At 64.2% G+C, this 17,752-nt stretch carries 15 protein-coding genes; 3 read left to right on the top strand and 12 right to left on the bottom strand.

All coding sequences use genetic code 11. The features are described from left to right. Positions 1-26: 26 nt before the first annotated feature. Positions 27-2,210 carry an excinuclease ABC subunit UvrB gene (uvrB, locus tag C9E81_RS06720; protein ID WP_122111527.1) on the top strand — a complete coding sequence of 728 codons (2,184 nt, stop codon included), beginning with the start codon at positions 27-29 and terminating at the stop codon, positions 2,208-2,210. Between the two features lie 3 nt (positions 2,211-2,213). Here the strand turns inward: uvrB and C9E81_RS06715 are convergent, their stop codons facing one another. Next, positions 2,214-2,480, bottom strand: coding sequence for an I78 family peptidase inhibitor (locus tag C9E81_RS06715; RefSeq protein WP_122111526.1), 267 nt, complete (start codon positions 2,478-2,480; stop codon positions 2,214-2,216). A 143-nt stretch (positions 2,481-2,623) separates the two neighbouring features. Here C9E81_RS06715 and C9E81_RS06710 point away from each other — a divergent pair, with 143 nt between their 5' ends. Beyond that, the gene (locus C9E81_RS06710) at positions 2,624-2,920 is read left to right on the top strand and encodes a hypothetical protein (protein WP_208021124.1); all 297 of its coding nucleotides are present in this window, start codon (positions 2,624-2,626) and stop codon (positions 2,918-2,920) included. An 85-nt stretch (positions 2,921-3,005) separates the two neighbouring features. Further along, positions 3,006-3,317 carry an ETC complex I subunit gene (locus C9E81_RS06705; protein WP_122111524.1) on the top strand — a complete coding sequence of 104 codons (312 nt, stop codon included), beginning with the start codon at positions 3,006-3,008 and terminating at the stop codon, positions 3,315-3,317. A 537-nt stretch (positions 3,318-3,854) separates the two neighbouring features. Here C9E81_RS06705 and C9E81_RS06700 read toward each other — a convergent pair. The 11 genes from C9E81_RS06700 to C9E81_RS06650 form a co-directional block, all read right to left on the bottom strand. After that, a complete protein-coding gene (locus C9E81_RS06700) occupies positions 3,855-5,447 on the bottom strand; it encodes a gamma-glutamyltransferase family protein (RefSeq protein WP_243698536.1) in 1,593 nt (530 codons plus the stop codon). Continuing rightward, entirely contained in the window at positions 5,444-6,997 is a 1,554-nt protein-coding gene (locus tag C9E81_RS06695; RefSeq protein ID WP_243698535.1) for an acetolactate synthase large subunit, read from the bottom strand. Before C9E81_RS06695 ends, C9E81_RS06700 begins: the two co-directional genes overlap by 4 nt. Next, complete coding sequence (locus tag C9E81_RS06690; RefSeq protein ID WP_122111523.1) at positions 6,994-8,052, bottom strand: ABC transporter ATP-binding protein; 1,059 nt, start codon at positions 8,050-8,052, stop codon at positions 6,994-6,996. The genes C9E81_RS06695 and C9E81_RS06690 overlap by 4 nt, the downstream gene beginning before the upstream one ends. Next, positions 8,049-9,050 (bottom strand): ABC transporter ATP-binding protein, encoded by a 1,002-nt coding sequence (locus C9E81_RS06685; protein ID WP_122111522.1) that lies wholly within the window; start codon positions 9,048-9,050, stop codon positions 8,049-8,051. The genes C9E81_RS06690 and C9E81_RS06685 overlap by 4 nt, the downstream gene beginning before the upstream one ends. After that, positions 9,043-10,491: an amidohydrolase family protein gene (locus C9E81_RS06680; RefSeq protein ID WP_122111521.1), complete on the bottom strand. Its 1,449-nt coding sequence runs from the start codon at positions 10,489-10,491 to the stop codon at positions 9,043-9,045. Before C9E81_RS06680 ends, C9E81_RS06685 begins: the two co-directional genes overlap by 8 nt. 50 nt (positions 10,492-10,541) lie before the next feature. Continuing rightward, positions 10,542-12,113 (bottom strand): ABC transporter substrate-binding protein, encoded by a 1,572-nt coding sequence (locus tag C9E81_RS06675; RefSeq protein WP_122111520.1) that lies wholly within the window; start codon positions 12,111-12,113, stop codon positions 10,542-10,544. Between the two features lie 18 nt (positions 12,114-12,131). Next, positions 12,132-13,037 (bottom strand): ABC transporter permease, encoded by a 906-nt coding sequence (locus C9E81_RS06670; RefSeq protein ID WP_122111519.1) that lies wholly within the window; start codon positions 13,035-13,037, stop codon positions 12,132-12,134. Continuing rightward, positions 13,034-13,975, bottom strand: a complete 942-nt coding sequence (locus tag C9E81_RS06665) for an ABC transporter permease (protein ID WP_122111518.1) — start codon at positions 13,973-13,975, stop codon at positions 13,034-13,036. Before C9E81_RS06665 ends, C9E81_RS06670 begins: the two co-directional genes overlap by 4 nt. After that, positions 13,972-15,600 carry an amidohydrolase gene (locus tag C9E81_RS06660; RefSeq protein ID WP_122111517.1) on the bottom strand — a complete coding sequence of 543 codons (1,629 nt, stop codon included), beginning with the start codon at positions 15,598-15,600 and terminating at the stop codon, positions 13,972-13,974. Before C9E81_RS06660 ends, C9E81_RS06665 begins: the two co-directional genes overlap by 4 nt. Positions 15,601-15,880: 280 nt before the next feature. Next, positions 15,881-16,801: a LysR family transcriptional regulator gene (locus C9E81_RS06655; protein WP_166461833.1), complete on the bottom strand. Its 921-nt coding sequence runs from the start codon at positions 16,799-16,801 to the stop codon at positions 15,881-15,883. Between the two features lie 159 nt (positions 16,802-16,960). Further along, positions 16,961-17,728 (bottom strand): IclR family transcriptional regulator, encoded by a 768-nt coding sequence (locus tag C9E81_RS06650; protein ID WP_122111515.1) that lies wholly within the window; start codon positions 17,726-17,728, stop codon positions 16,961-16,963. Between the last annotated feature and the right edge of the window lie 24 nt (positions 17,729-17,752).

The raw sequence follows: 17,752 nt of genomic DNA, 5'->3' as shown, positions 1-17,752 counted from the left end.
GAGGCGTCCCGGACAGGATCAGGCTCATGGCCCATAACAACACCAACGCCCCCACGGCGCGCTTTCCAGAAGTGACCCGCCCCAAGCTGGAAGGCGGCAAGCGTTTCGTCATGCATAGCGAGTTCCAGCCCGCAGGCGACCAGCCCACCGCGATCGCCGAACTGGCGCAGGGCGTGCGGGACGGCGAGCGTGACCAGGTGCTGCTGGGCGCGACCGGGACGGGCAAGACCTATACCATGGCCAAGGTGATCGAGGAAACGCAGCGCCCGGCGATCATCCTTGCGCCCAACAAGACGCTGGCGGCGCAGCTTTACGGCGAGTTCAAGGGCTTCTTTCCCGAAAACGCAGTCGAATATTTCGTCAGCTATTACGATTACTACCAGCCCGAGGCCTATGTGCCGCGTTCGGACACCTATATCGAGAAGGAAAGCCAGATCAACGAGGCCATCGACCGGATGCGCCACTCGGCCACCCGCGCGCTGCTGGAACGCGACGACGTGATCATCGTGGCCTCGGTGTCCTGCATCTACGGCATCGGCTCGGTCGAGACCTATTCGGCGATGACGCAGGACATGGTGGTGGGCGACAGCTATGACCAGCGCGAGTTCCTGGGGCAGTTGGTGGCGCAGCAATATCGCCGCCTCGACGGGTCGTTCCAGCGCGGCGGCTTCCGGGTGCGCGGCGATCTGGTCGAGGTCTGGCCGGCGCACCTGGAGGATCGGGCGTGGCGCTTCGATTTCTTCGGCAACGAGTTGGAGGCGATCACCGAGTTCGATCCGCTGACCGGCTCGAAGACCGACAATTTCCGCCAGATCCGCATCTATGCGAACAGCCATTACGTCACCCCGCGCCCGACCATGCAGCAGGCGATCAAGGGCATCCGGGCCGAATTGCAGCAGCGCCTGAAACAATTCCAGGACGAGGGCAAGCTGCTGGAGGCTCAGCGGCTGGAGCAGCGGACGAATTTCGACCTGGAGATGCTGGAGGCAACCGGCGTCTGCAACGGCATCGAGAATTATTCCCGTTATCTGACCGGGCGCGCGCCGGGCGAGCCTCCGCCCACGCTGTTCGAGTTCATTCCCGACAATGCCATTGTTTTCGCAGATGAATCCCATGTCAGCGTGCCGCAGATCGGCGGCATGTATCGCGGCGACTTCCGGCGCAAGTCGGTGCTGGCCGAGCATGGTTTCCGGCTGCCCTCCTGCATGGATAACCGGCCCTTGAAATTCGAGGAATGGGACGCGATGCGGCCTCAGTCGGTCTTTGTCAGCGCCACGCCGCAAAGATGGGAGATGGACCAGACCGGCGGCGTCTTTACCGAGCAGGTTATCCGTCCGACCGGGCTTCTGGACCCGCAGATCGAGATCCGGCCGGTCGAGATGCAGGTGGACGACCTGCTGGACGAGGTGCGCAAGGTGACCGCCAAGGGCTATCGCACGCTGGTGACGACCCTGACCAAGCGCATGGCCGAGGACCTGACCGAGTATCTGCACGAGCAGGGGATCAAGGTCCGCTACATGCACAGCGATATCGACACGATCGAGCGGATCGAGATCCTGCGCGACCTGCGTCTTGGCGCTTTCGACGTGCTGATCGGGATCAACCTGCTGCGCGAGGGGCTGGATATCCCCGAATGCGGCCTTGTCGCCATCCTGGACGCCGACAAGGAGGGTTTCCTGCGTTCCGAGACCTCGCTGATCCAGACTACCGGGCGCGCGGCGCGAAATGCCGATGGGCGGGTGATCATGTATGCTGATCGCATCACCGGCAGCATGGAACGCGCCATTGCCGAGACCGAGCGCCGCCGTGCCAAGCAGATGGCCTATAACGAGAAGCACGGCATCACGCCGCAGACCGTCCGCAAGAATGTCGAGGATGTGCTGGCCGGGCTGTGGCAGGGCGACACCGACCAGTCGCGGATCACCGCCGGGATCGACAAGCCGATGGTGGGGGCCAATCTTGCCGCCCATCTGGATGCCTTGCGGGGGGATATGCGCAAGGCGGCCGAGAACCTGGAATTCGAGGAGGCCGCCCGGCTGCGTGACGAGATCAAGCGGCTTGAGGCGGTTGACCTGGCCGTGGCCGACGACCCGTTGGCCCGGCAATCCGCCGTCGAGGCGGCGGCGGAGGCGGCGGTCAACGCATCCGGCCGCTCGACGGCGGGCAGGGCCGGGCAAAGGGGCGGGAACAAGCGGCGCAAACGCCGCTGAGCCTCAGCCGCAGCTGATCCGCCCGATCCAGCCCTTGGCATCGACGAAGATATTCAGCCGCGCCGGGTTGTAGTCCTCGGTCACCATGTCGCCGGGGCTGATGACACGCTGCGGCAATTCGCGCGGCAACGTCACCTCGCCGATATTCTTGCCGACCAGCGCCTGATGCGCCTGCGGATCGCAGACGCGTTTCGATACGGTTTCGCCCGACTCGCAAGCGGCAAGGATGGATGCCGCGGCGATCAGCGGGAGCATGCGGGGGAACATCATTCTCTCCTCTCCTGTTTGTGACAGAACCCGCGAAGGTGCTCATGCGTTCCCTGATGCGTTTCCGGCAGGGGTGGGATACAGGTTCCGTATCCGGAAATCGTCGAAACATATGCGGGACGGGTTAGGGCATGATATTCAGGACCATGGCTATATTGCTGGCAGGCGGGATGATCGCGGACGCCGCCTCTGCATCCTCCGACGAGGCCTGGGAGGAGTTTCGCGAACAGGTCCGCGAGCGTTGCTCGGAGCTGGCCGAGGTCCCCGAGAGCGGCGAATTGACCATCGAGGTCAACCCGTTCGGGTCCGAAAACTATGGCCTCGCCATGGTGACGGTGGCCTATCCCGGCGACGCGCAGGACCGGATGATCTGCGTGATGGACAAGGCAACCGGCAAGGCCGAACTGTCGGCACCTTTCACGCCGTTATCCACGATGGAATAACGTCGCCCCTGCAGGGCGAACAGGGCTTGATCCGATGCCCCGTTTTGGCGATAACTTGCGCGGTTCGAACCGAAGGAAGCCCGTCATGCGAATCCGCATCTATCAACCCGCCCGCAATGCCATGCAATCCGGCACCGCGCGCATGAAAGGATGGGTGCTGGAGTTTCCTCCGGCCGATCCGCGGGAAATCGACCCGCTGATGGGCTGGACGAGCAGCGACGACACGCAAAGCCAGGTGCGGCTGCGCTTCGAAACCCGCAAGCAGGCGGAGGATTACGCCAGGGAGCGGGGGTTGGACTACATCGTGCAGGAACCTCACAGGCGTTCGGCGAATATCCGGCCTCGCGGCTATGGAGAGAATTTCGCCACCGACCGCCGCGCGCCCTGGACGCATTAGGTCACTGAAAGGCGCGTTCATCGCAGGGCATGCTTTCATCTCGGAGTTGCCGTGATACGGGAACACCCTGTCGAAAGCGCACATGATGCAATAATGGCCGCGAGGCTCGGATATGGCTTGTTCCGTTAAAGCATTTCCAGCAAAAGTGGATACCGTTTCGGCAGAAAAACAGCCCCCCGGATTGTTTTTCGATCCTGCCTCAATGCGTCCGGAAATGCGTAAAAACAAAAATTTACATCGTTTCGGTGTTTCAACGAAAAACCGAAACGATGTAATCCTGTGATGGAATAAGGAGGAGCCAGAGCAGTTTGCGCTTATGCGAATCCAGCCCGGCCCGCTTCTTCTTCATCCAGATATCCCGGGGAGCGCCGGCCGGTCGCGCCACCGGTTCGAGAGACCTGCCGGCGACGGGCAGCGCCCCCGGCCATCGCAGGATGCAGTTCGCGGCTGAACCCGATGAGCTGCAAATTGCTCTAATCGTGCCCCGTCACGCAATGCAGGGAGGCGGCAGAAGAGCCTGACGCCACGGTTCCGCCGTCAGAAACCCGCTGCCATCCCGTCCTTGCGGCTGTCCGAGGCGCCGGTCAGTATCCCGGTCCCGGGATCGATATGAATGGCTTGTGCGCCGCCGAGCGGCCCGGATGCGGTTGCCAGCCGGTGGCCGCGCTGTTCCAGATCGCGGCGAACCTCGTCCGGCAGGCCGGGCTCGACCTGCAATTCGCCGTCGAAGGCGAAAGTCCTTGTCTCTTCCATTGCGGCCTGCGGATCCAATCCCCGGTCCAGGACCGCCGACAGGAATGCCGCGTGACCAGCCGCCTGGTAATGACCGCCCATCACCCCGAAAGGCATCGTCACCCGGCCGTTGTCACGCAGCATTCCCGGAATGATCGTATGCATCGGGCGCTTGCCCGGCCCGATGGCGTTCGGATGTGCCGGATCGAGACGGAAAGAGGAGCCGCGGCTGTGGAACAATACCCCGGTTTCGGGATCGAGCCGCGTCGAGCCGAAAGCGTGGAAGATCGAATTGATAAAGGAGATCGCATTGCCCTCGGCATCGACCACGCAAAGATAGATCGTGTCCTTGTGCTCTGGCTCGGTCCACAGGGCGGGTTGGCCCGCATGCGCCGGATCCACGCGCGCGCGCAGTGCCTCGATAACCTGATCCGAAAGCAGCTGTTCCGCCAATCCCTCGCAATGGGCCGGATCCGCGATCAGCGCGTCCCGGTGGTGATAAGCCAGCTTGGTCGCCTCGGCGAGCAGGTGGATGCGGTCGGCTTGCGGAATATCCGGCCCCATGTCGAAGCCTTCGAGTATCCGCAGGATCATCAATGCAGCCAGTCCCTGGCCATTCGGCCCGCATTCCAGGACCTCATGGCCGCGATAGAAGGCGGAGATGGGGTCTTCCCAACGGGCGACCGACATCGAATCGTGGAAATCCTGTTCGCTGTGCAGACCGCCCAGATCCTGCAGGTAGCGGCTCATCTTCGCGGCGGTTTCGCCTGTATAGAATGCCGCCGCCCCGCGCGCCGCGATCTCGCGCAGGCGCGCGCCAAGAAGCGGCTGGCGCATGACAGCACCGGCGTGCGGGGCGTGGCCATCGGGCAGGAACAGGCGCGCGGCATGATCGCCCGGCTGCAGGCTGTCGCCATTGCTGGCCCAATCGCGCGCCACCCGGGCGGTGACGGGGAAGCCCTCTTCGGCATAGCGGATCGCCGGGGCGAACAGCCGGTCCAGCGGCAATGTCCCGTATTCGCCATGTAGCAGGCACCATGCCGATATCGCTCCGGGAATGGTGACGGAATGCGGGCTGGTCTGGGTCAGCTCGGTGACTCCCCTGGCGCGCAAGGCATCGGGGGTGGCCGCGGCGGGGGCCATGCCGGAGCCGTTCAGTGCCCGGACCTTGCCTCTTGCGGGCGCATAGAGAACGAAGCAATCCCCGCCGATCCCGGTCATATGCGTATCGGTGACGCATTGCACGGCGCAGGCGCAGATCGCCGCATCGACCGCGTTGCCGCCCTCGGCCAGCACGGCCAGGCCCGCCGAGCTCGACAGGGGATGCGAGGTCGCGATCATCGCGCGGCTGGCATAGCTGGGCGGGCGCCGCCCCGAGAGAAAGTCGAAATGCGTCACAGGATGGCCTCGATCAGGAATGGTCCGGGTTCAAGAACCGCATCCGAGAGGACGCGGTGCAGCTCTGCCGCGCAGTCGACCCGGCGGGCAGGCACGCCCATGCCGGCTGCGAGGGATACGAAATCAAGCTCGGGCCGCCGCAGGTCCAGCAGGTTCAGCGCATCCGGTCCGGGATTTGCGCCGACCTTGAACAATTCGTGCTTCAGCAGGTCATAGCTCTTGTTGGCGAAGATGATGGTGGTGACGTTTAGGTTCTCGCGCGCCTGCGTCCACAGCGCCTGCAGCGTATACATGGCCGAACCGTCGGCCTGCAGGGCAATCACCGGGCGATCCGGGCAGGCGACCGCCGCCCCGGCGGAAAGCGGCGGGCCGATGCCGATCGCGCCCCCGGTGATCGACAGCCATGAATGCGGAGGCGCACCTGCCGACAGCCGGTCGACCTGGTTTGCGCTGGTCAGGCTTTCGTCGATGATGATCGCCCCCTCGGGCAGCGCCGATGCGATGGCGGCGGACAATGCGAGATCCTCAAGCGGTCCGGCCTGTGGCGCCTCCGGCCTGGGCGAATCGACGAGCCGCGCGGATTTCGCACCCATGCTGTCGGCCAGCGCCTGCACCGCGGCCCGGCCGTCCTGGTCGAACTCGGCCAGTTGGATGACCTCGCATGCCTCGGGCAACAGCAGGCTGGGCCGGTCGGGATAGGCAAAGAAGGCGACCGGAGGCTGTGCCTCGATCAGGACCGCACGGCGGAACGGGGCCAGCTGTTCGATCGCCATGTCGATAGGGTAGGGGATGCGGGGAATGCTGGCCCGTCCGGCTCCACGCTCGATCCGGCGGTTCGAGCCCGGCGCCATCAGCCTTGCGCCGGTTTGCCTGGCGATGCCGGCCAGAAGCCGGGTCGAGGCGGGGTCCTCCAGCACGGTTCCGCCGCACAGGATCAGCGCATCGGGGCCAAGCGCCGATACCGCGCGGGCAATGACCTGAGGATCCAGCGGGCGCGGCCCGTGCGGCTGCATCGGGCGCGTGATCACCCCGCCCTCCTGCCAGCCGATATCGGCCGGTGCGATCAGCGTCGCGATACGGCCGGGATGACCGGTCGCCACGGCCAGCCCCTCGACGGCGTCGCGCGCCAGCGTGTCCGCGCTTTGCGCCGTGCGGACCCAGTCCGAGAAAACCGAGGCGGTTGCCGGAACGTCGGCGGTCAGCGGCGCATCATAGCGCAAATGCCGCAATGTGTGATTGCCGACGATATTCAGCATCGGCGAGCGCGCCTTCTTGGCGTTGTGCAGATTGGCGCCGGCATTCGCCAAGCCCGGCGCGAGATGCAGCAGCGTCACTGCCGGTTTGCCCGCCATTCTCGCATAGCCGTCGGCAGCACCCGAAACCACCCCTTCGAACAGTCCAAGAACGCAGCGCATCAGGCGCGTGCGGTCAAGCGCATCGACGAATTGCATCTCGGATGTGCCCGGGTTGGCGAAGCAGACCTCGACCCCTCCCGCGCTGAGGCTGCGCACCAGGCTTTCCGCGCCGTTCATCGCTTGTTGATCCTTCATGCCGATCCTGCTCTCGCCCGTTCCAATACCGCCAGCCGGCGGGTCAGTGCCGGGTTCTCCGCCTCGGCGCGGCCTGCTTCCATGCCGACGACCTTTTCGGCCAGGTGGCAGGCGACCCGTGATTGACCGACCTGCCGCAATTCGGGTCGTACGCTGCGGCAGCGGTCGATGGCAAGTGGACAGCGCGGATGGAAGGCACAGCCCGGGGGCATTGCCAGCGCGCTTGGCGTGCCCCCCTTTACCGGCAGCCTGTGCCGGATTGCGGTGGGATCCGGGCGTGGCGCCGAGTCGATCAGGATGCGTGTATACGGGTGGCGGGGGGCGTCGAAGAGATCTTCGGTCGCGGCCTCTTCGACAACGCGCCCCAGATACATGACGGCGACTTTCCCGGCGATATGGCGCACGACGGCAAGGTCGTGGCTGATGAAGACATAGGCGATGCCCAGTTCGCTTTGCAGGTCCTGCAACAGGTTGACGATCTGGGCCTGGACCGAAACGTCCAGCGCCGAAACCGGCTCGTCGCAGATGATCAGCTTGGGCCGCGTGGCCAATGCGCGAGCGATGCCGACGCGCTGGCGCTGACCGCCCGAGAATTCATGCGGATAGCGCTCGGCATGCCAGCGGGACAAGCCGCACAGATCGATCAGCCGGTCTGTCTCGGCGCGGACGGTGGCTGGCGTCGCCAGCCCGTGCAAAAGCAGCGGTTCGGCCAGCGTCTCGCGCACCGTCATGCGCGGATTGAGGGAGCCGAAGGGATCCTGGAAAATGATCTGCATATGCCTGCGTGCCTCGCGCAAACCCCGCTTGTCCAGTGCGGTCACATCCATGTCCTGTAGCCAGACCTTGCCGCCACTGGGCTCGTGCAGACGCAGCAAAGCCCGCCCGAGCGTCGATTTTCCACAGCCGGATTCGCCGACGATGGCGAGGGTCTCGTTCGAGCCGAGTTCGAAACTCACATCCGTCACCGCCTGCACGGTTCCGACCTGGCGGCGCAGCACACCGCGCCGGACGGGAAAATGCTTGGTCAGGCCCTCGGTTTTCAGCAGCGCGGTCATGAATGCGTTTCCATTTCGGACATTCCCTCGATGGGAGCCTTCCAGCAGGCGATCTCGTGGCCGGGTGCGATTTCACGCAGGCCGGGCGGTTCGGAGCGGCAGCGATCATCGGCCAGCGGGCATCGCGCGGCAAAGCGGCAGCCGGGCACCTGCGCCCATGGGGGCGGAACCGAGCCGGGAATTGCCGCCAGCCGGCCCCGCCTGGTATCCATGCGGGGAACCGCCGCCATCAGCCCGATCGTATAGGGATGCTGCGGGTCGCCGAAGATGGATTCGACCCTGCCGCGCTCGACCACGGTTCCGGCATACATGATGACGACAGCCTGACAGGTTTCGGCCACCACCCCGAGATCATGGGTGATCATCAGCACCGCCGTTCCGGTGCGTTCCTGCAGGTCGCGCAGCAGGTCGAGGATCTGCGATTGGATGGTCACGTCCAGCGCGGTCGTCGGCTCGTCGGCGATCAGCACCGCCGGGTCATTGGCCAGCGCAAGCGCGATCATCACCCGCTGCCGCTGCCCGCCGGAAAGCTGATGCGGATAGTCGTCCACCCGCTTTTCCGGCGAGGGGAGGCGGACCAACTCCAGCAGTTCGATCGCGCGTTCCCGGGCGGGTCTGCCGGTCAGTCCCGAATGCCGTTGCAGGCTTTCGATGATCTGGGCGCCGCAGGTATAGACGGGATTCAGGCTTGTCATCGGCTCCTGAAAGATCATGCCGATGCGGCCGCCCCGCAGCTCTCGCATGTCCCGTTCCGAGAGTTTCAGCAGGTCGCGCTTTTCAAAGATGACCTCGCCCGCGGCGATCTCTGCGGGCGGGCTGGCCAGCAGCCGCATGATCGCAAGCGAGGTCACGCTTTTGCCGCATCCGGATTCGCCCACCAGCCCCAATGTCTGGCCCGCCATCAGGTCAAAGCCGATCCCGTTCACCACCCGCGACCGGTGCCCGTCGGAGTTGAACCGGATGTCGAGACCGCGCAGCGAAAGGACGGGCTCAGCCATCGACGACCTCGTAGGACAGCGGCGAGGCGGCCAGATGCGACCGTCCGGCATAGTCCCTTGATGTGAACTCTTTTTCCGCCCGGCGTTGGGCCGCCTCCAGCCGTTCCAGAGCGTCGGAAAGGTCGAAGGCCGCGACCTGTCCATCCGCGACGACCTGGCGGCCGTCGATGAATACATCGGTCACGGCCCGCTCCCCCGCCACATAGATCAGCGAGCGCAGCGGATCGCGGACGGGCCGCATGGCCGGATGGGTGACATCGGCGATCAGGAGATCGGCCTTGGCTCCTGTCGCCAGCCGCCCGATATCGTCGAACCCGAGGATCGCCGCGCCGCCGACCGTGGCCGCGTCGAAGACATCCGATGTGCGCAGGTCAAAGACATCCCCGCTCATCAGCCGCGAATTTATCAGCGCGTGACGCATTTCCTCCAGCATGTTGTGGGGATAGGTGTCGGTGCCTATCCCCATCGGAATGCCGGCGCGGCAATAACGGCCAAAGCTCCGCAGGGCGATCCCCCGGCGCTGGAAGACCGTGGGGCAATGGGCGACCGCCGCCCCCGATCCTGCCAACCGGTCCAGATCAGCGGCCTGCGGCCAATGCACCCAGGGATGATCGTTCAGAAAGATGCCATGGCCGATGATGGCCGTGCCGTCCAGCACCTCCAGATCGTCCAGCCATTCGATCGGGGTCCGGCCATGGCGCCGGGTGATCTCGTGGAACTCGACCACCGATTGCGCCGCGTGGATCTGTATCTTGAGACCACGGCGGACCGCCTCGGCATGGCTATCGCGGATCAGTTCGGGCGTGCAGGTGTCGATCTGCGATGGCGCGACCATGCCCGACAGGCGCCCCGAAGGATCCGCGCCCGCACGGTCGATCACATCCATCGCCGCCGCCATCGCTGCCTCGCCACCGGCCCTGTCCCATTCGTATCCGGTGACATGGCCATCCCCGGTGAACCACCTGGCCGAGCGATACATCGGCGCCGCCACCGCCCTCAGGCCGGATTGCGACAGCAGATCCAGCCAGCCGTCATAGGGGACCGACAGATCGACCAGCGTCGTCACCCCCGACAGCATCAGTTCGGACAGGGCGACTTGGGTGCAGGCGATGCGGCCCTCGTCATCGGGGCCGAACAGCGGCATGAATTCGTAAAGCGAGCTTTGATACAGGCCGGGGCTGCCGAGTTCGTCCAGGAAACCCTTGTTCATGGGTTCGGAAAGCGGATGCGAATGGATATCCACCAGTCCCGGAGCGACGAGACGTCCCGTCCCGTCGATCTCGCGCGTAGCCGGCCCGTCATACCGTCCGCCGACCTGCACGATCCGGTTTCCCGCAAAGGCGACATCCTGACCGCGCAGAAAGCAATGGCGGTTCGATGTCTCGTCCCATCCAATGATCCAGTCCGCCTTGCGGATCACTGTGACTTCTGCACTGTCCATTCAAGCCTCCTGCTGTCTGGGCGGGGCGCAGGGGCACCCCGCCCGATGCCTCATTCCCGGAATTTCAGATCCAGACCCTTGTAGAGACCGGCGCCATAGATGTTGTGCGGCACGATGGTCTCGAGTTCTTTCGATTGAACGATGGTCATCGGCTCGTGATAGAGCGGCAGCCAGACGGCAGCGTCATGCACCTTGTTGAGAACCTTGGCATAGGCTGCGGCACGTGTCGCGTCGTCGGTCGCATGGCGGCCCTCGGCCAGCCATTCATCGGTCTCCGGATCGTCCCAGTTCATCCGGTTGGGGGTCGGCATGTTCTGGGACAGGAAGTAAAGGTTCAGCGCGTCCCCGGCCGAGATATAGGGATAGCTCATTCCGAACGCGTCGAATTCCTGCGTTGCGACCTTGCCCCAGAAGACGGTGGCGTCGAAAGCCTGGATCTGCATGCCGATGCCGACCTTCAACAGTTCGGCTTGCACGAATTCGGCAAGCTTCTGCCATGTCGAGCCGCTTTGGATATAGGCGACCGGTGCCAGCCTGACCCCGTCCTTTTCGCGCACGCCATCCTCGCCGGGTTTCCAGCCGGCCTCGTCAAGGATCCGCTTTGCCTCTTCCGGGTCGTAACGCAACAGCTTGTCGTTCAGCGTCTTGTCCCAATCCAGCGCGTTTTCAGAGATGTAGCTATAGGCCGGGGTCACCTCGCCGAACATGATGTCGCGGGCCAGCGCCTCCTGGTCGACGGCAAGGTTGAGCGCCTTGCGGACAGCCGGATCCGACACCGACGGCTTGTCGATCTTGAAGCCCATGAAATAGGTCCAGAACGCGGCGTCGGACCGGACCAGTTCAAGATTCGGAGCCTGCCGTATCTGCTGCAGCGCGATGGCGGGAATGTATTGCGTGACCTGGCTTTGATTGGTCATCAGCGCCACGGTCCGGGTATTTTCCTCCGGCACGATCTGCCAGGTGATCCCGGCCATATGGGCCGGGCCCTTGTTCTGGTAGAATGCGGGGCCCCAGCCATATCCCTCGTGCCGGGTCATGGTCAGGCGGTCGCGCGGCAGCCATTCCTGCCAGCAGAAGGGGCCGGTTCCGTTAAAGCCGGTGACCCCGAAATCCTCGCCGAGTTCCTCGACATTGTTCTTGTCGATCACCGTCGCAAAGCTTTGCGTCAGTTGATACAGCAATTCCGAGAAGGGCGCCTTCAACTCGTATTTGACGGTTTTCGGGTCGGGCGCGGTGATATCCTTGACCTCTCCCGCGCGCCAGGCGACCGGGGAATTCGTTTCCGGGTCGATCCAGCGCTTGAGCGAATAGACCACGTCCTCGGCGGTCATCTCGCGACCGTCGCAGAACTTGATCCCGTCTTTCAGGTGGAATGTATAGGTCAGCCCGTCATCCGACACCTCCCATTCCTTGGCCAGCCCGTCGGTGATCGTGCTCATGTCGGGTTCCAGCGACACCAGCGTATCGCCCAGCATGAACAGCACTTCCGATGCCGATCGCGCGGTCGATTTATGCGGGTCGTAATTGTTGCTGTCCACCTCGCGCACGATATTGATCTCCTGCCCCGAGGCGGGCAGGGCCAGCGCAACCGCGACGGCTCCGTAAAGCAGTGATTTTCTCATATCGGTCTTCCCTGTTGTTTACGTTTGAAGACGGGGGTCCAGAACATCGCGGAGCGCGTCGCCGGTGATATTCGCGCACAGCACGATGACGAAGATCACGACCGAGGGGATGGTGGCGATATGCGGCGCGAACATCAGCGTGTCGCGGCCCTGTGCCGCCATCATCCCCAGCTCGGAGGTGGGGGGGCGCGCGCCAAGACCCAGAAAGCTCAGCGCCGCGCCGATCAGGATGATCTGTCCGAAACGCAGGCTGAGAAAGATCATGATGGAAGAGATCGAATTGCGCAGCAGGTAGCGCCGGAAGATCGCCCAGTCCGACAGGCCGACGGCGCGCCCGGCCTCGATATATTCCTGTCCCATCACGCCGATGCCGATCGACCGCGCGATCCGCGCGCAATCGGGGATCGAGGCTATGCCAAGCGCGACGATGACCGGCAGGACGCCGGGGCCCGCGACCGCGACCAGCGCCAGTCCCAGCAGGATCGCGGGAAATGACAGCATCATGTCGTTGATGCGCATGATCCACGGATCGATCCGGCGATACATCGCGGACAGCAAGCCGAGCGTGGAGCCGATCACGCCGCCGATCCCGATCGCCACCAGGCCGATCAGCAATGTCAGCCGCGTTCCGTAAAGCGCACGCGACAGGATATCCCGCCCCTGGCTGTCGGTTCCCAGCAGATATTCCGCGGTTCCGCGTTCGGACCAGACCGGCGGCTGCATGATGGCGCGGGAATTCGCGTTCGGATCATGCGGGGCGATCAGCGGGGCGAAGAGTGCCGCCAGGACGATGGCCATCAGCAGCAGCATCGCCGGTGCCGCCGCGCGGTCCGCCAGCAGTGACCGCCACCATGCCCGGCGTGCGGCGGGGGCGGCATTTTCGGGTTCGGGCGTTCCGCCGCCATGAGTTTCGGTCACGGTCATTTTTTCTGCACCCTTGGATCAAGCTGAGCGTAGAGAATGTCGACGATCAGGTTCACGAGGATGAAGCCCAGTGCCAGGACAAGGATCGTGCCCTGCGTCAGGGGAAAATCCGAGGACAGGATCGCCCCCACGGCGAGCCTGCCGATGCCGGGATAGGAGAAGATCGTCTCGGTGACGACCGCGCCGCCAAGCAGGTAGCCGATCTGCAGGCCGACCAGCGTGACCACCGGGATCAGGGCATTGCGCAGCCCGTGGCGCAGAATGACCTGCCGTTCGGTCAGTCCCTTGGCCCGGGCGGTGCGCACATGATCCAGCCGCAGAACCTCCAGCACCGAAGAGCGGGTCATGCGCGAAACCGGCCCGATGAAGATCATCCCGAGCGACAATGCGGGCAGCGCGATATGGCGTAGCCCTTCCAGCGTCCAGAGCGGCCCGCCGCGCCCGATGAAGGGAAAGATCGGGAACTTGACGCCCAGAAGCTGGATCAGCATCAGGCAGATGAAGAAGATCGGCAGCGACACGCCCGCGACCGAGATCGCCATGATGAGCCGGTCGAACAGCGAGCCCCGCCAGACCGCCGCCAGCGTCCCCATCGCGATGCCAAGCGGGATCGCCCAGATCAGGCTGGCGAACATCAGCTCGATCGTCGGAACGATCGCGGCGCCAAGCTCGCTGGTCACGGATTTGTTCGAGATCAGCGACCGGCCCAGATCGCCATGGGCAAGCCGCTCCATGTATTTGCCGAATTGCACGATCACGGGCTGATCGAGGCCCATCTCCTGGCGGATCTGTTCAACCACCTCGGGCGGCGCGGTCGGCCCGGCCTGCACCCGGGCGGGATCTCCGGGTGCAAGCTGGACCAGCGCAAAGCCCAGGAAAAGCACGCCGAACAGGACCGGGATGGATACCAGGATCCGGTTGAGGATCGTTTCGATCATTGTCCTTCCCGTTCATGGACAACGCGCCCGCCAAGGATCGTCGCATCGCAGCGCGTGGCGGTGATCTGCTCCGGATCGATGGTGAAGAGATCGCGCTCCCACACCGCGATGTCGCCAAGCATGCCCGGCTCCAGCAGCCCCTTGATCTTCTCTTCATGCGAGGCATAGGCCGAGGCGGCGGTATAGGCGTGCAGCGCCTCTTCCATGCTCAGCCGGTGCTCGGGTCCCAGCACGGTGCCCTTCGAGGTCTTGCGCGTCACCATATTGTAGATCACCGGCATCGGATCGATCTCGGTGACCGGGCAATCGGTCGAGGCCGAGGGATGCAGCCCCGCCTCGATCCATGTCCGCATCGGATGCGAGGCCTCGACGCGATCCTGCTCGGCCACGGTGCAGTAGAGGTCGCCGAACCAGTAAAGGAACGAGGGCTGGGGCACCGGTATGACATGCATCTCCTTCATCCGCTGCATCTGGTCGGGACGCAGCCAGCCGCAATGCTCGATCCGGTGGCGGCGGTCAGGGGCGGGCATGTCGGCCAGCGCCGCCTCGTAGGCCTCCAGCACCTGGTCGATGGCGGCATCGCCGATGGCATGGATGGCCATCTGGTAGCCCGCGCGATGGGCGGCCATGACCATGCCGGTCAGTTCCGCCTGATCGGGAATGCAAAGCAGTCCCCGGTCGTCCGGATCGCCTCCGATATAGGGGCGGGTCATCGCCGCCGTCCGCCCGCCCGCGCTGCCGTCGGTGAAAATCTTGACCGGCCCGTGCCGGAACATCTCGTCGCCCGCTCCGGTGATCATCCCCGCCTCGGTCGCCTGCTCCAGTATCGAGCGTGTCTTGTCCCCCATGATGCAGCCATAGACGCGCAACGGCAGCCGCCCCTGTTCCTTCGCGGCAAGATAGGCCTCCATCTCGGGCCAGCCTTCGCGGATACCGATCGCGGCCTCCATGCAGGAGGTGATCCCGTATGACAGCAGATCCCTGCCGCCACGTTCGATCGCATCGACCAGCGTCTCGACGGTCAGTCTCGGCAGCACCGCCGTCACCGGCTCGCGCCCGGTTTCGGCCAGAAGTCCGGTAAGCCGGCCATTCTGCCGCTCGATCAGCCCGCCTTCCGGCGAGGGGGTATCCTCGGTGATGCCCGCCAGCCTGAGCGCCGCGCTGTTTGCCACCGCCAGATGTCCGCAGGTGCGCACGATATAAACCGGATGATCGGGGCAGGCCTCGTCCAGCTCTTCGCGATAGGGGTGGCGGCCGGTATCCAGCTTGAAGTGATCGTAACCGCGCCCGGTGATCCATTCTCCCTTCGGGGTCTCGGTGGCCCTTGCCTTCAGCGCCCCCAGCAGGGCGGCAAGATCGGGCGCGGATTTAGGCCGCAGATCGACCTCGGCCATGCCCAGGCCATACATGTGCAGATGCATATGCGCATCGTTAAGCCCGGGTGTCGCCAGCCGTCCGCCCAGGTCGATGATATGCGTTTCCGGTCCGGCCAACGCGTCGATATCCCGGCTTGATCCCGTTGCCAGGACTTTTCCCCCGGCGCAGGCCAGCGCCTCTGTGAAGCCAAGGCCCAGCCCTTTCCAGATTCTGCCATTCGTGAGCACCAGATCCGCTTGCCCGCTCATGATGAGGTGCTCCGCTGGATCAACATATCCGCTGGCATGATGACGCCCTCCGATCCGGTCATGTTGCTTGCATGAACTCATGATACGCGGCGGTATCGCGGTCCCGTCAACGAAAAGCGGATCGTCGCCGCGATGCAGCTTAAAATTTAGGAAAGCTATTCGTAACTAATTGAAGTAAAGAAATTTACCGAAGTTCGCAGATCGCATGCCCGCGCCGGTAAACGGTATTTGATGAATTATTATTCCGATAGAATATCTTTTCTGAAGATTTCAGGATTTGTCAGCCCCAACCGACCGGTCCCATTTCGATCACGATCGCGGTGAGATTCTCGAGCAGCAGTTTCATTGTGTCATTTGGCTGGGTGTCTTCCGGCAGCATGGCGACCACCGCCACCCGCGTCACCGGGGCGAATTTGCGCGTCACGATACCGAGTCCCGATGACAGGGTGGCCGTGAACGGATCGACCACCGCAACCCCGAGTCCGGCATTGACCATCGCGCAGGCCGTCTGAGCCTGCGCGGTTTCGAAGCGCGGCTCATAGCGGATGCCTTGCTGCGCGAAGGCGCCCGCCACGAGGGTTTCCAGAACGCGGCCGATGCCGATCACATTGTATTTGGCAAGATCCGATGGCCCTACGACTGCCCGCATGGTCAGGAAATGGTCCCGCGGCAATATCGTGACCAGTTCCGCCTCGCCCAATCGAATGGTCTGAACGCCCGGGTTCTCGATCTGTCCCATGATCAGGCCCAGATCCGCGATCCCCAGTTCGACCGCGTGCCGGACCTGTTCGGGATCGCGCACGGTGATCTCGACATCCAGCCCGTCACGGTCGGCGAGCGTGCGCAGCAATGCCGGCGGCAGGACGGCGTGGCCTATGGGCGGTGTCGCAAAGATATGCATGCGTCCGCGTTTATGGTGCTTGAGCGCATGCAGGCGCCTGGAGAGATGATCGAGCAGCCCGATCAGGGGGCGGATATCATCATAGATCAGCCTTCCTTCGTCAGTGGGTTCAAGGCGGCGGCCCTTGCGCCGGAAAAGCGTCACCCCAAGCTGCGCCTCGAAGCTGCGGATGGCATTCCAGACCGCCGATTGCGACAGGCCCAGATGCTCGGCGGCGGCAGGTGTCGTCCCGCGCTCCATGACTGCCGCGAAGGATTCGACAAGGCGCAGGTCAAGGTCGTTACGGCGATCGATACGCATCGTGATGCTCCTGGCGAGGGGCTGTGGCATGCTGGTGCAGAGTTTTTACATATGCATTTCCATATATCACCGGGGCAAGAGGACCGGGTGCCGGAATATCCATCTTTACCTGAGCGCGCTTCGGCGCCGGGCGCTGTGGCGGTTCCCTCGTGCAAGGTTTCAGCCGCGCCGGCCCAATGCCGTTTCGATGGTCCTGGCCGAGTTCTGCACCTCGCGGGTCAGCTCGTCATAGGCGGCGCGGGCGCGGGTTTCGGGCAGCACGATGGAGATGGTCGCCAGACAGGCGCCGCTTTCGTCGCATATCGGCGCCGCGATGCAGGCGACCGCGAATTCCGAGGCGCTCATCTGCACCGCCAGCCGTGCCTCGAATTCCTCGCGGGCCAGCCGTGACAGCCTGGCCGGGTCGGTTTCCGCCTGACCGGTCTCGGACGGGCGCGCGCTTTCGGTGAAGATCCGCAGCCGCGTCTCGTCGTCGAGATGCCCCAGCAGCAGCCTGCCCGACGCCGTCCAGTTAAGCGGCACTCGGGTGCCGACATCCGAGGCGACGTTGAAATGCCCGCTGGCGCGGGCCATGCCGATCACGGTCATCATGCCCTCGTCGCGGGCGCAGATCTGCACCGTTTCGCCAAGGTTTTCCGACAGCCTGTTCATCTCGCGCCGGGCCTCGGCAAAGACATCCATGCGGGCGCGATAGGTCAGGCCATAGCGCATCAGCCGCGGCCCGAGCCAGATGCCGTTCTCGCCGACTCGTGACAGCATGGAACGCTCCAGAAGTTCCTCCACGAGCTTGTAGATCGTCGAGACCGGGGCGCCGGTGCTGCGCGCCAGGTCATAGGCGGTCATCGGTTGGTGCCGCTCGGTCAGCAGGTCGAGAATCTGCAGGCTGCGATCGATCGCGCCGACTCGTGTTCTGGTTTTTTCAGTCATTTCAGCATCCTGCGAAAGAACTTC

Source organism: Paracoccus alkanivorans (assembly GCF_003697785.1).
In the GTDB taxonomy this organism is placed as follows: domain Bacteria; phylum Pseudomonadota; class Alphaproteobacteria; order Rhodobacterales; family Rhodobacteraceae; genus Paracoccus; species Paracoccus alkanivorans.
The sequence above is the reverse complement of the archived record's forward strand: the minus strand, read 5'-3'. Positions and strand labels throughout refer to the sequence as shown.

Coding starts and splice junctions, on each gene's coding strand:
- uvrB (WP_122111527.1), top strand. CDS start 27: ATGGCCCATAACAACACCAACGCCCCCACGGCGCGCTTTCCAGAAGTG.
- C9E81_RS06715 (WP_122111526.1), bottom strand. CDS start 2,480: ATGATGTTCCCCCGCATGCTCCCGCTGATCGCCGCGGCATCCATCCTT.
- C9E81_RS06710 (WP_208021124.1), top strand. CDS start 2,624: ATGGCTATATTGCTGGCAGGCGGGATGATCGCGGACGCCGCCTCTGCA.
- C9E81_RS06705 (WP_122111524.1), top strand. CDS start 3,006: ATGCGAATCCGCATCTATCAACCCGCCCGCAATGCCATGCAATCCGGC.
- C9E81_RS06695 (WP_243698535.1), bottom strand. CDS start 6,997: ATGAAGGATCAACAAGCGATGAACGGCGCGGAAAGCCTGGTGCGCAGC.
- C9E81_RS06690 (WP_122111523.1), bottom strand. CDS start 8,052: ATGACCGCGCTGCTGAAAACCGAGGGCCTGACCAAGCATTTTCCCGTC.
- C9E81_RS06685 (WP_122111522.1), bottom strand. CDS start 9,050: ATGGCTGAGCCCGTCCTTTCGCTGCGCGGTCTCGACATCCGGTTCAAC.
- C9E81_RS06680 (WP_122111521.1), bottom strand. CDS start 10,491: ATGGACAGTGCAGAAGTCACAGTGATCCGCAAGGCGGACTGGATCATT.
- C9E81_RS06675 (WP_122111520.1), bottom strand. CDS start 12,113: ATGAGAAAATCACTGCTTTACGGAGCCGTCGCGGTTGCGCTGGCCCTG.
- C9E81_RS06670 (WP_122111519.1), bottom strand. CDS start 13,037: ATGACCGTGACCGAAACTCATGGCGGCGGAACGCCCGAACCCGAAAAT.
- C9E81_RS06665 (WP_122111518.1), bottom strand. CDS start 13,975: ATGATCGAAACGATCCTCAACCGGATCCTGGTATCCATCCCGGTCCTG.
- C9E81_RS06660 (WP_122111517.1), bottom strand. CDS start 15,600: ATGAGCGGGCAAGCGGATCTGGTGCTCACGAATGGCAGAATCTGGAAA.
- C9E81_RS06655 (WP_166461833.1), bottom strand. CDS start 16,801: ATGCGTATCGATCGCCGTAACGACCTTGACCTGCGCCTTGTCGAATCC.
- C9E81_RS06650 (WP_122111515.1), bottom strand. CDS start 17,728: ATGACTGAAAAAACCAGAACACGAGTCGGCGCGATCGATCGCAGCCTG.